This is a genomic window from Pseudomonas sp., from assembly GCF_050739655.1.
GTDB lineage: Bacteria > Pseudomonadota > Gammaproteobacteria > Pseudomonadales > Pseudomonadaceae > Aquipseudomonas.
On the sequence record NZ_JBOIBY010000110.1, the window covers coordinates 20,243 to 34,887 of the forward strand.

The following is a 14,645-nucleotide window of genomic DNA, read 5'->3' on the forward strand; positions in this document are numbered from 1 at the left end:
CGTCCTGCTGCGTTATTTGGAAAGAATGGCGGTAGCGGATGAGTCGACAGCGTCGGGTTCGGTAACGGCATTGAGATCGATCCCTTTGGTTTCGGGGCCAATGACGATCATCGCCAGCGAGATCAGGTTGATCACGGCACAGAGCGTCACCAGCGGCCATGGCGAGTTGCCCGACTGGCTCATGAGATACACCGCGATCATTGGCATTGGGCCGCCTATTACCAGGTTGGCGCCGGTGTAGGCCAGTGCCGAGCCGGAGTAGCGCACTTGGGTCGGGAACGCTTCGGCAAATGCCACGGGTTGAATGCCGCTTTGAAACTGGGTGAAGCCCAAAAACAGCCCCATGATTGCCATGATGGCGGCAACGTTTAGCGTGTTGAGGATCGGGAAGTAGACGAACAGGATCAGCAAGGTCATGCACGAACCAAATGCCAGCGCCTTTTTGCGGCCCCAACGATCGGACAGATAACCACCGGCCAGCGCACCGAAAATCGCACAAATGTTCGCCACCATCAGCGACATGAAACCCGTCGACTGGCTAAAGCCAAGGTGCTTGGTCAGGTAGCTGAGGGAGAAGATCACGACCAGGTAGAACAGTGCAGCGGGCGAGCAGAAGAAAAACATCAGGCGCAGGATGGTTTTGTAGTGGCTGCCCACAGCGGACTTGAGCGGGCTTTTTTCCTGCTTGACCGGGGCCTTTTTCAAGGCGACGAAGGCTGGGGTCTCATCGACTTTGAGGCGGATGAAGATCGCGACCACCACCAGTACGAAACTCAGCAAGAAGGGGATTCGCCAGCCGAAGCTTTCGAATTGCTCGCTTGAAAGTGTCGCTGCCAGGCCCATCAATACGCCGTTGGCCAATATCTGGCTGAGGGGTGAGCACAGACCGAGCAAGCCGGAATAGCGTCCGCGTCGGTCTGGGGAGGCGTGCTCCAGTGCCATCAGTTGCGCACCGGTGGACTCACCGCCCAGTGCGAAGCCTTGGATGATCCGCAACAGAACGAGCAGGATCGGTGCCCAAATGCCGATCTGAGCATAAGTGGGTAACAGGCCCATCAGCACCGATGCCAGGCCCATCAGGGTCACGGTCGCCAGCATCAGGTTGCGGCGGCCCAATTTGTCGCCCAGATAACCACAGGTAATAGCGCCCAATGGGCGAGCGGCCAGGCCAACGCCGAAGGTGGCCAGCGAGGCGAGCAGGCCTGCGGTCGGCTCCATCGCCGGGAAAAACAGTTTAGGCAAAATGGTTGCTGACACCGCGCCATACAGCGTGAAGTCAAACCATTCCAGGGCAGTACCAACGGTCGCGGCGGTTACCGCTTTGCGAGGCATGCGCGAATCATGAGTCTGATGACTGATTGTGCTCATTGAGGTGCTCGTCGTTGTTTTTATGGTTATGGATGACTCAAACGATCCCGCTTTGGCAAAGGCGTTGGCAGGAAACGTTGAAGTGGGTAGACGTTAACGCATCCTGCTTGCAGAATAATTATCGAAAACCCGATAAATCAATAAGCTAACCTTATGGGTGTGCATGATGGAACTGCGTCATCTGAAAGCCTTTGTTGTAGCGGCCGATCTTCAGCATTTCAGCCGGGCTGCCGAGCAACTGGGCATTGCGCAACCGGCACTGAGCCAGTTGATGCGAACCCTTGAGTCCGAGCTGGGGCTGGCGCTGTTCCGGCGCGAAAATCGTGGCGTGGCGCTGACGGCCGCAGGCGAGGCATTCCTGCCCCATGCACGACAATCGATCGAATCCAGCGAATTGGCAACCGCCGCCGCACGACGTGCGCGCAGGGGAGAGGTGGGCGAGATCAACATCGGCTATCACTCGGCGTTGTTCGAAGCCAATCTGCCGCAATTGCTGCGGCATTACTTCAGCACCTTTCCCGAGGTCAAAGTGTCGCTGGTGGACGCAGGTATTCGTGCGCAGTTCGACATGTTGCTTGACCATAAACTCGACCTGGCGTTTGCCAGGGTGTTCAAGGATCACTTGCCCGATCGCCTGCGCACCCATCATTTCAGCCAATCGCGCCTTGTGCTGTTGATCCCCGACAACCATGAACTGGCGGAGAGTTTTACCGGTGAGTTAGCAATGCTGCGGCACGAGAAGTTCGTTTTTCTCCATGACACCGCAGGTATCGGCCTGACCTCACATACACTTCAGGCATGCCGGCAAAATCAATTGCATCCCAAGAACATCATGTACGTACCTTCGCTGATGAGTATTCCTGGGTTGGTCGCGGCGGGCATTGGCCTGAGCATCGTGCCGGAAACGATGACCCGGCTGACCATGCCGGGGATTCGGATCGTTGCGCTGGACCAACCGGAAATGGTCAGTGAGCTGTCGCTGATTTCACGGATCGACGAGCGTTCAAGCGCTGTGCTGCACTTTATTGAAGAGGCTCGTGGCTGGGGATGATGTTTTTATATCAACGAGAATTCAAGAAGCCACTCATTAGCACGCGTCTTATCGCGCTCCTGATCCTTTGCCTGACCTTTGATGTGTCGGCGCAAACCGGCACCTGCCCACCCGGCGAGAAACAGATTTGTCTGGACGGCTGTATTTGTCTGCCAGACCTCGGCCCGATCACCAGCCTGCCTGACAGCGTCTACCAGATTGCATGGCCAGCCCTGGCGCTATGGCTGAACCAGTCCCGCGCTGAAGCCGCCACTGCTGGCACTCAACCCATCCCGGAGCCCGTAAGGGAGCAACTGCTGCGCTGGTATAAGCCCAGTGTTCTGGATGCAGTGCTATACAAAATCAGCGACAACGGCCAATTCAACGCCGCCAATGCCATGCTGCAAAACCCCGATGTCGGAGCGGTGACGCTGGTCGACATCATCATCTTCCGAGACCCTCAAGACGCAGAGCAGAACATTGCACTCTGGGCCCACGAACTCAAGCATGTGCAGCAGTATGAGGAATGGGGCGTTGAGGGTTTTGCACAGCGTTATACGCAGGATTTCAACGCCGTGGAGGCGCCGGCGTATGCCATACAACTTGAGGTAGGGCGCGTGCTACGGGAAGGCACTGCAGAAGGGCGCAGCCAATAGTGAATGGCCCTTCGGTGCGAGGATAGGCGAGCGAGTATCAGGCGCGAGGTAGCGTGACGCTGAAAATCGTTCCGTTTTCCAGCGTCGATTCCACGTCGATGTTTCCACCGTGCCCGTTGACGATTTCTGCCGCGATGAACAAACCCAGGCCCAAGCCTGCCGAGGCTCCTTGGTCGCTATCCGCGAACTTGGAGTAACGCCCTTCGGGATTGAAAAGATAGGGCAGTGCACTGGATGGAATAGGGTCACCGAAGTTCTGCACCGTGAAGAAAATATGATCAGCGTCTCCAGCCAGGGTCACCTGGACAGGCTGTTGCTTATCCCCGTGTTGCACGGCATTGCTGATCAGGTTTGTGAAGACTTGCCCCATGCGCAACGGGTCAAACCTGCCCGCGACCGCATCCTTGATATTGAAGAGTATTTGACTTTGCGGGTTACAGGCGGTGACCTCTTCCAAAACGGATTGGCAAAGAGGGCCAAGGTCGATTGTTTGCTTGCTAACCGGTATCCCGTTACTGAGGTTGAAGCGTGCCAGGTCGGTCAGGTCGTTGACGATCGAGTTGGCACGCCGCACGCTCGCACTGATCTGCGACGTCAGGTTCGCTTGGCGGCTGGGGTCCAGTCGCCGTTCGGAGCGTTGCAGCAGATCCGCCGACATCATGATGGCGCCCAGCGGGGAACGCAGATCGTGGGCCAGAACACCCAACACCAGTTTTCGCGTGGTCTCCACGGCACTGCCGTAGGACGCAATAGACTCCACCAACGCCTGATCGACCGCTTCATTAAAACGGATCATGTCCTGAAGTTGATGCTCATCGCCAACAAAGGCTTGGGTCAGCCAAAGTCTGAGTACGCTTGAGCGCAGCGCGCGATATTCCGAGACCATCTGATCCAGGCTGTACCCATCGACCAGGCGCAGCACCGCATGGGATTGGGCAGGTGTTTCGGTTTCGCTGACAGGGCCAAGCCCCTGGGATTTATCGAATTGCTCCTGATCCGTTTGCGATGTGCGGATATCCAGGGCGACGGCCGTCAAGATTTGACGAGCGTGGTTTCTCAGTCCCTTCGTGTCCAGGACCGGATAGGGGGTATCTACAGTCCGGGCGAAGTTTTCCCACTCCTTCAAAATCGATTCAATGTTCGCGAATATGAACTGTGAAAGCCGCACGTTACTTCTCCTTATCCCCTTGATCTATAGGAGTCTTGTTCTATAAAACATAAGGCATTGCAAGTCTGGGTCGCGGAGTAAGCCTAGTCCAAAAAAACAGGGAGTTTCAGGGGATCGATATAAAGAATCAGAGTGTCGTTTCAAGTCAGGCAACCCGGCATTGGCAGCCTTTTCAAGTCGTTAAAACGGGTTATGTGGCGTGCTTGAATGTATGGCAGATCAGGTCAAGCTGATCCCACGGCAGCCCGCTCTTGGCGGCCTGTCCACAGCCAGGATGATGGGAAAACGGTGCCGAGCGGTCAATTTCCCGTTGCTGAGCCTTGCATGCCTTGCACGACACGATGCCTGCGGCGAGACGCCAGTGGGTATTCCATTCAATCAAGTCATCATTGGCTGACATACAGGCTCCCTGAAAGAGGCTTTCCTGGCTGCGTTTACCGAATTATGGTTCAAATCCTGCCGGGTTAGAGTGTTCCCGGACATATGGCCGTAGTGCACTAGCGCGTGCAACTCAGCGATATCGTTCCCACGCTTGACCACACCAGTCCAATACGAAGAACTGGTGGAAACGATTGAAGTTGTATGCAGTGCCATGATCAATCAATGATCGTTTTGCCGGGTTAAGACGCAATAAAAACGGCGGGAGGCGCAATGCCTCCCGCCGTCGTCACGAGCAAACACTCTCGATACTAATTACCATCCGCCACCTTGCGTTCGATCTCGGCCGTTTTTCGATTGAGCGCCTCGACCTCCTGTTCTTTGGTTCGGGTGGAAGAGGGGGAAATGGTTTCATCGATACGCCGAGTGTCGCTGTCTGCGTCTTTAGGCCAAGAAAGGCCAAGCACTGAAGATGCCCGATTCAGCGCCTTCGGTCGGTTGTGGGGTGAAGCGGCGTTAGGCGAGAGTTTTGCGTACGAGATGTTCCAGGCACAGATTGAAATCGCATCGCCTGTTTTCACGAGTTTGCCGCAAGCAGCGGAGTATTGAGACAACGTCATGTTTATCAGGGAATGATGAACAGCGGAAAAGGCACTCAAGCGTCACTTTCCGCTGTAGTCGATTAGTTGTTGGTGGAAACCAACCGCGTGACGGTCAATACGACGGCGGCGATCCGTTCTGCCTTGGCGTAGGTCGTGGTTTCCAGTTTTTCGCCAAAAACGTCCGGGTCCATTTCTTTGTAAGACCAGCTCAAATCAGCTCTATCGAGCAACGGGTGGGCATGCTCCAGGAAAATATCGACCTCTTCGACTGAAGGCGCCCCCGTATACAGCAACAGGGTTCCACCGGGTGTGAGACTTTCGATCGCTTGCGCGACGATTCTCACCGAAAGATCCGAGCCAAGGTTTTCACCGCCGTGGCGATAGGCTCGCTGCTGAGTGTCCTGCATGTAGGGTGGGTTGGCGACAATCAAGTCAAACTGGCTGGCCAGTCCTTGACGTCGTCGGGTAGAGGACAGGGCAGATGACTTACGCAATCGAGTTGATTATTTAAAACATCCGTCAGCAGGGTTGTGTGAGCATTGACGTCACAATTGAGCGCCACGTGATAGATGGACGCTGTGTCATTTGTGCAAGTAGGCGCCCTCGAGGATAGATCGGTAATGCTGTGCAAGGCGGTCATCGTCGTACCCACTGATTGTCCCTGGTGTAAAAGTCAGAGAGGCAGCCTTTGCAATAAATTCCTTCCGGTTTACCAGTGGTAGCGCATCCAATTTTCACGGGTTTCGCAGCGTTGGATCTTTCCGCCCGGCGAGATTCAAATTCATTGATCTTCCATTGAACTCCTGAGGTCACAGCCTCATCGGCAGGTAAAAGCTTGTCGAGTTTCGGCAACGGGTTCGGCTCGCCCGAGCCATTCTCAAGAAGATGAGCCGCCTCCGAGAGGAAAGCGCTCCATGTATGCTCAATATTCACCTGCACAGCTCAGAGCCTGCCGACGCTTTGCGATGCAGCAAAATAAAAAACTGTTCGAGGAAGCCAATGCGCTTAGCCGCTGCGCATTGGACATGCTTGATCAACCGGATTTCGACAGTGAGAAACTCCTTCAATATTTGCAGCTGCGAGCTAAAGCTGAAGCGATGTTTCGTGAGGCTCTGGAGCACATTGCGCTGCTCAATGAGCAGTTTCCGCCACTGCCTGTTTCGCGCTCGAACAGGTTGGTTGCGACGGATATCGACTAAGGCTGAGTAGCCACGCGAAATTCAACTGTAGGAGCCGGCTTGCTGGCGATGGCGGTGTGTCAGGCGACAATGATGTTGAATGTGCCGGCCCCATCGCGGGCAAGCCCGCTCCCACAGGTATCAGGGGTGTGCACAGAATTTGTGCTCGATGCAGTTCAACTGTAGGAGCCGGCTTGCTGGCGATGGCGGTGTGTCAGGCGACGATGATTTTGAAGGTGCTGGCCCCATCGCGGGCAAGCCCGCTCCCACAGGTATCAGGGGTGTGCACAGAATTTGTGCTCGACGCGGATACCTGTAGGAGCTGACGAGTGCAACGAGGCTGCGATCTTTTGATTTTATAAAGATCGCAGCCTGCGCCAGCTCCTACAGGTCACGCGGCCATGTGGCTGGCGGCCCATTCCTTTCTAAAACTGCTTTTCATCATTTCCATCTGCTCCCCAAGCTCATCGAGCTTGGCTTTACCCAGCAACTTCTTCGCCTGAGGAAACATTTCGGTTTCTTCCTCTTCGATGTGATGCTCCAACAACTCTTTGACGACTTTTACCCGTCCGGCGAATTCTGGCGTGCCTGGGTCGGTTTGCTTGAGATCAGGCAACACCAGCGAATCCACAGTGCGGTGCTCTTCCTTGGCTTCGAAGTACATGACGTCCTCTTCCTTGCTGCCCGCCTCCTTGAAGGCAGGGTAAAGGATTTCCTCTTCCAGTTTGGTGTGGATGGAGATCTCCATCTCCAGCTTATCCAGGAGTTCGACGCGTTTTTTAGTCGCTCTATCAGTCGATTCGCTCAATTGGCCCAGGATGGTTTTCACTTTCTCGTGGTCGGCTTTCAGAAGATCAATCGCGTTCATGTTGGCTGCCTCAGGCTGTACGGAATTTGTCCTTAGAACCTTTCGCATTTCCTGTGCCAACCGCATCATGTTGCCAACACCCCGCAAATCAGCGACTTGAAAGGGCCGTGCAAAAAACAGGGCGTGCAATCTGCAAGAAGCGCCTTCCTAAACCTTGCAGAAAACCAAGGCACGACGCCATCCAAGCCCCAACAACATCACAGTGCACTGGCACTGGCATCGGCTTCGTGTTCGTCCGCAAACGCCATGAACAACTCCATATCCAACAGGTTCAGATCGATTTGGTTGATAAAGGCCGAGAACGCCAGATTGGCGGCCAAGCGCCGCAAATCGCTCGCCCAGTCTGGGACGTGCACAGGCCCTTGTAGCCAGCCAGACTCGAACAATGGTCCCAGGCGCACCGTGTCCCCCAAGTGGAGGCGACCGGCGAATAAACGAGCGACCAATTCCGGACGGTTATCACGGATCGCCAGGCGCAACAGGGTATGCACGCCCAGCAGCCCGGTCAGGTACGCGGCATCCTTGGTAAAGGCCGAGCCGCCGCGCAAGTCCGCTCCACGGAAGATCCGCTGGGTCGAACGGAACGACTCCTCCTCTGACTGACCCGCCGCCAGAAAACCCTCGAAGACCTGAATGAAATCGGCACCGTCCAGCGCCTGCTGGACCGCAAGCACTCGCAGGGCCAGGCGCCGCAGGCGATTGATGTCCATGCTGGCGGTGAACAACTCAGCCAGTGTGGCTATGCCTTCCTGGGTCTGGGTCGTGCGTGGCGCCCCCAGGGCAAGGCTTTTGAGATTGGGTTGCAGCGCGCCGTTTTGCGCGGTCGCTACATGCACGAAGGCCTCGTGTTGCAGCAGTTGCTGTTTGTCCAGTTCCGAGAACAGGGCACTGGAGCGCAGACGGATGCGGCTCGACCCGGCAATCGCCTTGGCCGCAAGGGACGGATCGAGCACCACCGAAATTTTTCCGACGCCGAAGAACCGGTCCAGTTCCGGCCGCATCCAATCGGCGAAGGTATCGGCCGGAATGTCCGCATGGCTCGGTGGAATACGGGTTCCGCCCAGCAGCGCATCGGTGGTCTTGAGGAAGAATCGGGCGGCGTCGAGCATGCTCAGTTTCAATCGCGCATAGGGGAAATCCGGACGCCGATAGAGTGCCGATGAATACTGTGTGAACGCGGGCGTGCCGATCGCTCCGAGCATGCGCCCGGCCGTGGCGTAACTCTGGGCAGTCACGGCGAGGAAATTCCCCGCCGGGTGCCCCTTGTCGCAACGGCCAATGAAAGATTCCAGGGCGGCAATCTCTGAACTGAGTTCTCGCGTATGCACCTCGACCTCGGGCAGTCGTGCATGTCCGCTGCGCCAGCGGTCGAGAAAGTCTTCCTCGACGCCATCCGGCCAGGCCAGGGCCTCAAGCACACGGATCTTGCGGGCGAGAACGGGCAGGGCGGCATCAAGTTCCGACAGCGAATCGCTCATGGATAGGTCTTCTTTGAAAACAAGGAGTCATCACAAGAGCTTAGTCGCTGCCAGGACGCTCCGTGGCAGTGGTCAGCCGACACGCCCCCTGTAGGAGCGAGCATGCTCGCGAAGGAAGTCCAGGCACCGCGGGGTGTCAGGCAGCCAACGTCATCGTAAACGACCATCGCGAGCAAGCTTGCTCCTACAGGGTCTGCGTGGAATGCAGGATTTGTAATCGACGCAAAAAACTGTAGGAGTGCATAGCGCGTCAACTGTTTTTTACCGCTGCCCGCAAACACTCCACAAACCGCTGGGCCACCGGCGTAAGCAGCGTGCCCTTACGCTTGATGATGCTCATTTCAAGTGCGGGCTGTGTCTGCTCTAACGGGATCTGCTGCAACCCTAGACCGGCAATGCTGCCGGCCAACAGTCGCGAGAACAGCACCAAAGAATCGGTGCCGGTGACCAGGCCCAGCGCGATGGCGAATGATGAGCATTGGATGATCCGACGTGGCAGAGGCAGCCCGGCATGCTCGAACATCGCCTCCATCACGCTGTGCTGGAACCCGCCTGAGGGGACCGTGCTTAACCACTGGGCGTCCGCCAGTTCTGTGAGCTGGCGAGCCTCGGCCAGCGGATGTCCTGCCCGCGCCATTACCACAAAATCCGTCGAGAACAGCGGCATGCTGATCAGGTCTTCGCCAAGCATGTCAGGCAGCACGTGGGAGACGACAAAATCCAGCGAGCCATCGCGCAGATGCTGGACCGCTTGCGGGAATTTGACTTCGAGGAAGGTCAACTCGGCATCCGGGGCGGTGTTCTGGAATTGCTCCAGCGCTTTTGGCAGCAGGCTCAAGGCAATGGTCGAGGTGGTACTGACCCTGACCTTGCCGCGCAGATCGTTTTTGATCTGAGCGAGTTCTTCCCGCGCACGTCGCACATCTTCGAGTATCTGGTGAGCCCGGGTTTGCAGGGCGATGCCAAACTCGGTCAGTTCGATGCCCTGCACGTTGCGGGTCATCAGCACGACGCCCAGGTCACTTTCCAGCTCCTGGACACTGCGAGTGACTGCGGGCTGCGTCAGGTTCAAGCAGCGGGCGGCGGCACGCAGGCTCTTTTCTTCGGCGACGGTCACGAACACCTGTAGCTGGTTGATTTTCATGGCTTCTGCACGGCTGTTTAATGATAAATAAAACTGATCACACTCAAAAAAATTACATCTTTTCAGGGCATGCGGCAATCTCTACTGTGGCTTCACACCCCGCCCGGCGGGGCATCACAACAAAGAGAAGCCAAGCAATATGGACACTACTCAACGTTACTGTGAGGTCGCGGACCTCGCCGAGTCGACCGAAGATTTGCGCGCGATACGCCACCACCTGCATCAGCATCCCGAGCTGGCCTACCAAGAGCTGGAGACGGCAGGGTTGGTGGCAAGCAAACTGGAGGAGTGGGGTTATGCCGTGACCACCGGCGTTGGGCAGACCGGCGTGGTCGGCTCGCTGACCGTCGGTGATGGCCCACGCAGCATCGGCATCCGCGCCGACATGGATGCCTTGCCGATTCTTGAACAAACCGGCTTGCCATACGCCAGCCGCCATGCCGGCAAGATGCATGCGTGCGGTCACGATGGTCACACCACCATGTTGCTGGGAGCGGCCCGTTATCTGGCCCGAACGCGCAATTTCTCCGGCACCGTGCATCTGTACTTTCAGCCGGCCGAAGAACACGGCATCAACAGCGGTGCGCTGAGCATGATCAAGGACGGCCTGTTCGAGCGTTTTCCCTGCGACGCGGTGTTCGGGCTGCACAACCATCCGGGCGCGCCGGCGGGCAACATGCTGTTTCGCCGCGGTCCGCTGCAGGCGGCGGGCGATAACGTCTACATCACCATCAAGGGCAACGGCGGCCATGCGGCGCGGCCACACCTGACGATCGATCCGGTGGTGGTGGCCTCAAGCATCGTGATGGCGTTGCAAACCGTCGTGGCGCGCAACGTCGAGCCCACCCAGCCCGCTGTAGTGACGGTCGGCGTCTTGCAGGCCGGTACCGCGAACAATGTCATTCCCGGCAGCGCCAGGCTTGAATTGAGCGTGCGTTCGTTCAGTGCCGAGGTGCGTGCCTTGCTCAAGTCGCGGATCACCGAGCTGGTGCAGCAACAGGCTGCCAGCTACGGCGCCCAAGTGGAGATTGATTACCTGATGGGCTACCCGGTGGTGATCAACAGCGACCGCGAAACCGACTTTGCGATCGCGGTGGCCCAGGAGCTGATCGGCGCCGACAAGGTGGTGCCCCATACCGACCTGCTGATGGGCAGTGAAGACTTCGCCTACATGCTGCAGGCCCGTCCCGGTTGCTTCCTGCGTCTGGGCAATGGCGACGGTGAAGACGGCTGCATGGTGCATAACCCCGGCTACGACTTCAACGACAGCAACCTGCCGATCGGCGCCGCCTACTGGGCGCGTCTGGTGGAGCGTTATCTGGCGCAGCCGTAATCGAATAGAACCGCGACTTCGATTTACCCCTCGGCCAGCCTCACTCAAACAGAACAACACCACGGCTGGCTGCCTTGAATGAACCTGTCTACGGAGTTTCCAATGAACAAACTCGTGATTTCGCTCGCCCTGCTTCTGGCTGCCAGCGCCGCCCATGCCAAGGATTGGACGGTGATCCGTTTCGGTGTCGACCCTAGCTATGCGCCGTTCGAATCCCGGGCTGCCGACGGTACGCTGGTGGGCTTCGACATCGACATCGGCAACGCCATCTGTGCCCAGCTAAAGGCCAAATGCGTATGGGTGGAGAGCCCTTGGGACAGCGTCATCCCGGGCCTGAAAGCGAAGAAGTTCGACGGCATTCTGTCGTCCATGAGCGTGACCGAAAAGCGTCTGAAGCAGATCGACTTCTCGGACAAGATCTACCACACCCCATCCGCTCTGGTCGCGAAGAAGGGCACGGACATCCTGCCCGTGGTCGAATCGCTCAAGGCCCGGCGGATCGGCGTGGAGATGGGGTCGACCCAGGAAGTCTTCGCCAAGACTCACTGGGCGGCGAATGGGGTGACCGTCATGTCGTACCAGAATCAGGATCTGGTCTACCAGGACCTGCTGTCCGGGCGCCTGGACGCCGCACTTCAGGATACGGTGCAAGCGGACATGGGCTTCCTGAAAACCGAGCAGGGCCGTGACTTCGCATTTGCCGGCGAGGCCGTGCATGACCCGAAAATTCTCGGTGTCGGGGCGTCCATCGGCTTGCGCAAGGAAGACACCGAATTGAAACAGGCCATCAACGAGGCCCTGGCTGAGATTCACCGCAACGGTATTTACGAAAAGATCCAGGCCAAGTATTTCGATTTCGATATCAACAACGGGTAGCCGACCGGCGTACGGATATTGAGGCCGTCCGACCAAATGCTTATGCCTGTCTGTACAAGTAGAGATAGCTGCATTAGAGTCGGCCGGCATCTGGACTCATCGGTCTGTTCACGACCTGGGTCCGGGGCTTGTGAGGTTCGATACCCGTGCGCCGCAAGCGCTCATGTTGGTCTTCAGGAAAAAAACAATGAAAAAAACCTTTCTGACCCTTTCTGCATCGGCTCCCTGCGTGTCTGCCACCACCGACAAGGGGGTGCTCCATGACCGATGATCTCTTGCAGATTCTGGGGCTGTCCGGCTTCAGCCTGAAGGGCTTTGGCCCGCTGTTACTGGAAGGCTCGTGGATGACCGTCAAGTTATCCTTCATGTGCTTGCTGGTGGCCGTGGGCCTGGGGCTGATCGGCGCCAGTGCCAAGCTGTCCAGGTCGTCGCTGTTGCGCATGCCAGCCCAGGTCTACACCACGTTGATCCGTGGCGTGCCGGACCTGGTGCTGATGCTGCTGATTTTCTACAGCCTGCAAACCTGGCTGACCAACCTCACCGAAGCCATGGGCTGGGAATACATCGAGATCGACCCGTTCAGCGCCGGGGTCATTACCTTGGGCTTCATCTACGGGGCCTATTTCACCGAAACTTTCCGTGGCGCCATCCTCGCCGTGCCGAAGGGGCAGATGGAAGCGGCCACGGCCTACGGCCTGACCCGGTTTCAGCGTTTCCGACTGGTGGTGTTTCCACAAATGATGCGTTTCGCCCTGCCGGGCATCGGCAATAACTGGATGGTCATCCTCAAGGCCACCGCGCTGGTGTCGATCATCGGCCTGGCCGATCTGGTCAAGGTCGCCCAGGACGCCGGTAAAAGCTCCTATCAACTGTTCTTCTTTCTGGTGCTGGCGGCCCTGATCTATCTGGCGGTCACCACCGTTTCGAATTACGTCTTGCGCCGGCTGGAAGTCTTTTACGCCGCAGGCACCCGGGAGGCCGTACGATGATCGAGCTACTGCAGGAATACTGGAAACCCTTCCTGTTCAACGACGGCCAGAACATCACCGGCTTGGCCATGACACTCTGGCTGCTCAGCGCGTCGATCTTCATCGGCTTCTTCATGTCGATACCGTTGTCGATTGCCCGTGTCTCAAGCAATGTCTGGGTGCGCTGGCCGGTACAGTTCTACACCTACTTGTTTCGCGGCACTCCGCTGTATATACAGCTGTTGATCTGCTACACCGGGATCTACAGCATCGCCGCGGTCCGCGCCCAGCCAGTGCTTGATGCATTCTTTCGCGACGCGATGAACTGCACCATCCTGGCCTTCGCCCTGAACACCTGCGCCTACACCACGGAGATTTTCGCCGGGGCGATCCGCAGCATGAACCACGGTGAAGTGGAGGCCGCCAAGGCCTATGGCCTGCGCGGCTGGAAGCTGTATGCCTACGTGATCATGCCGTCGGCCTTGCGCCGCTCGTTGCCGTACTACAGCAACGAAGTGATCCTGATGCTGCACTCGACCACCGTGGCCTTCACCGCCACCGTGCCGGATATCCTCAAGGTCGCGCGGGATGCCAACTCGGCCACCTTCCTGACCTTCCAGTCTTTCGGTATCGCGGCTGCGATCTACCTGGCCGTCACGTTTTCTCTGGTCGGCCTGTTCCGTCTGGCTGAACGTCGCTGGTTGTCTTTCCTTGGCCCGGCTCATTAATTCAGGAGGCTTGCACATGTACAAACTGACCGTTGAAAACCTGCACAAAAGCTACGGCAACCACGAAGTGCTCAAGGGCGTTTCGCTGAACGCCAAGACCGGCGATGTGATCAGCCTGATCGGCGCCAGTGGCTCGGGCAAAAGCACCTTCCTGCGCTGCATCAATTTCCTGGAAACCCCCAACGACGGGGCGATGAGCCTGGATAACCAGCCGATCCGCATGGTCCATGACCGCCACGGCATGCGCGTGGCCGACGCCGATGAACTGCAACGCCTGCGCACGCGACTGGCCATGGTGTTCCAGCACTTCAACCTGTGGAGCCACATGACCGTGCTGGAGAACATCACCATGGCCCCGCGCCGGGTGCTGGGGGTCAGCAAAAAGGACGCCGAGGAGCGCGCCCGGCGCTATCTGGACAAGGTTGGTTTGCCGGCCCGGGTGGCAGAGCAATACCCGGCGTTTCTCTCCGGCGGCCAACAGCAGCGCGTCGCCATCGCCCGAGCCTTGAGCATGGAGCCGGAGATCATGCTGTTCGATGAGCCGACCTCGGCCCTGGACCCGGAGCTGGTGGGGGAGGTGCTCAAGGTGATTCAGGGGCTGGCCGAGGAGGGCCGCACCATGATCATGGTCACCCACGAGATGAGCTTTGCCCGCAAGGTGTCTAATCAGGTGCTGTTCCTGCACCAGGGGCGCGTAGAAGAGCAGGGCGCGCCCGAGGATGTGTTGGGCAATCCCAAGAGCGAGCGCTTGCAGCAATTCCTCAGCGGTAACCTGAAGTAAGGTTTAAATCGCCATCATCCCCTGTAGGAGCGAGGCTTGCCCGCGAAGGCGTAGTGTCAGTCGACATCAATGTTGATTGACACTACGCC

The 14,645-nt window shown here is 57.7% G+C and carries 16 protein-coding genes; 8 read left to right on the plus strand and 8 right to left on the minus strand.

Translation table 11 applies throughout. The features are described 5' to 3' along the window. Positions 1-12 precede the first annotated feature (12 nt). Complete coding sequence (locus ACRESJ_RS05850) at positions 13-1,368, minus strand: MFS transporter (protein WP_431757060.1); 1,356 nt, start codon at positions 1,366-1,368, stop codon at positions 13-15. Positions 1,369-1,534: 166 nt separating this feature from the next. Here ACRESJ_RS05850 and ACRESJ_RS05855 point away from each other — a divergent pair, with 166 nt between their 5' ends. Next, entirely contained in the window at positions 1,535-2,419 is an 885-nt protein-coding gene (locus ACRESJ_RS05855; protein WP_431757061.1) for a LysR family transcriptional regulator, read from the plus strand. Next, entirely contained in the window at positions 2,416-3,054 is a 639-nt protein-coding gene (locus ACRESJ_RS05860) for an eCIS core domain-containing protein (protein WP_431757062.1), read from the plus strand. Before ACRESJ_RS05855 ends, ACRESJ_RS05860 begins: the two co-directional genes overlap by 4 nt. A gap of 37 nt (positions 3,055-3,091) precedes the next feature. Here ACRESJ_RS05860 and ACRESJ_RS05865 read toward each other — a convergent pair whose 3' ends face one another. From ACRESJ_RS05865 to ACRESJ_RS05880, 4 genes are all read right to left on the minus strand, one after another. Continuing rightward, the gene (locus tag ACRESJ_RS05865; protein ID WP_431757063.1) at positions 3,092-4,222 is read right to left on the minus strand and encodes an ATP-binding protein; all 1,131 of its coding nucleotides are present in this window, start codon (positions 4,220-4,222) and stop codon (positions 3,092-3,094) included. 190 nt (positions 4,223-4,412) lie between these two features. Next, a complete protein-coding gene (locus tag ACRESJ_RS05870; protein WP_431757064.1) occupies positions 4,413-4,622 on the minus strand; it encodes a hypothetical protein in 210 nt (69 codons plus the stop codon). Positions 4,623-4,911: 289 nt separating this feature from the next. Further along, entirely contained in the window at positions 4,912-5,259 is a 348-nt protein-coding gene (locus ACRESJ_RS05875) for a hypothetical protein (RefSeq protein ID WP_431757076.1), read from the minus strand. Positions 5,260-5,282: 23 nt separating this feature from the next. Beyond that, positions 5,283-5,696, minus strand: a complete 414-nt coding sequence (locus ACRESJ_RS05880; RefSeq protein WP_431757065.1) for a hypothetical protein — start codon at positions 5,694-5,696, stop codon at positions 5,283-5,285. A 420-nt stretch (positions 5,697-6,116) separates the two neighbouring features. Here ACRESJ_RS05880 and ACRESJ_RS05885 point away from each other — a divergent pair, with 420 nt between their 5' ends. Next, complete coding sequence (locus ACRESJ_RS05885) at positions 6,117-6,401, plus strand: hypothetical protein (protein ID WP_431757066.1); 285 nt, start codon at positions 6,117-6,119, stop codon at positions 6,399-6,401. A gap of 370 nt (positions 6,402-6,771) precedes the next feature. Here ACRESJ_RS05885 and ACRESJ_RS05890 read toward each other — a convergent pair whose 3' ends face one another. The 3 genes from ACRESJ_RS05890 to ACRESJ_RS05900 all read right to left on the minus strand — a co-directional run bounded on the left by ACRESJ_RS05890 (position 6,772) and on the right by ACRESJ_RS05900 (position 9,870). Continuing rightward, positions 6,772-7,248 carry a hemerythrin domain-containing protein gene (locus tag ACRESJ_RS05890; protein ID WP_431757075.1) on the minus strand — a complete coding sequence of 159 codons (477 nt, stop codon included), beginning with the start codon at positions 7,246-7,248 and terminating at the stop codon, positions 6,772-6,774. A 197-nt stretch (positions 7,249-7,445) separates the two neighbouring features. Continuing rightward, positions 7,446-8,726 carry a flavohemoglobin expression-modulating QEGLA motif protein gene (locus ACRESJ_RS05895; protein WP_431757067.1) on the minus strand — a complete coding sequence of 427 codons (1,281 nt, stop codon included), beginning with the start codon at positions 8,724-8,726 and terminating at the stop codon, positions 7,446-7,448. A 250-nt stretch (positions 8,727-8,976) separates the two neighbouring features. Next, the gene (locus tag ACRESJ_RS05900; protein WP_431757068.1) at positions 8,977-9,870 is read right to left on the minus strand and encodes a LysR family transcriptional regulator; all 894 of its coding nucleotides are present in this window, start codon (positions 9,868-9,870) and stop codon (positions 8,977-8,979) included. A 139-nt stretch (positions 9,871-10,009) separates the two neighbouring features. Here ACRESJ_RS05900 and ACRESJ_RS05905 point away from each other — a divergent pair, with 139 nt between their 5' ends. From ACRESJ_RS05905 to ACRESJ_RS05925, 5 genes are all read left to right on the plus strand, one after another. Further along, positions 10,010-11,203, plus strand: a complete 1,194-nt coding sequence (locus ACRESJ_RS05905) for a M20 aminoacylase family protein (RefSeq protein ID WP_431757069.1) — start codon at positions 10,010-10,012, stop codon at positions 11,201-11,203. A 102-nt stretch (positions 11,204-11,305) separates the two neighbouring features. After that, positions 11,306-12,079, plus strand: a complete 774-nt coding sequence (locus ACRESJ_RS05910) for an ABC transporter substrate-binding protein (RefSeq protein WP_431757070.1) — start codon at positions 11,306-11,308, stop codon at positions 12,077-12,079. A 260-nt stretch (positions 12,080-12,339) separates the two neighbouring features. After that, positions 12,340-13,068 (plus strand): ABC transporter permease, encoded by a 729-nt coding sequence (locus ACRESJ_RS05915; RefSeq protein ID WP_431757071.1) that lies wholly within the window; start codon positions 12,340-12,342, stop codon positions 13,066-13,068. Continuing rightward, entirely contained in the window at positions 13,065-13,775 is a 711-nt protein-coding gene (locus tag ACRESJ_RS05920; protein ID WP_431757072.1) for an ABC transporter permease, read from the plus strand. The genes ACRESJ_RS05915 and ACRESJ_RS05920 overlap by 4 nt, the downstream gene beginning before the upstream one ends. Positions 13,776-13,791: 16 nt before the next feature. Beyond that, entirely contained in the window at positions 13,792-14,556 is a 765-nt protein-coding gene (locus tag ACRESJ_RS05925; protein WP_431757073.1) for an ABC transporter ATP-binding protein, read from the plus strand. Positions 14,557-14,645: the final 89 nt, after the last annotated feature.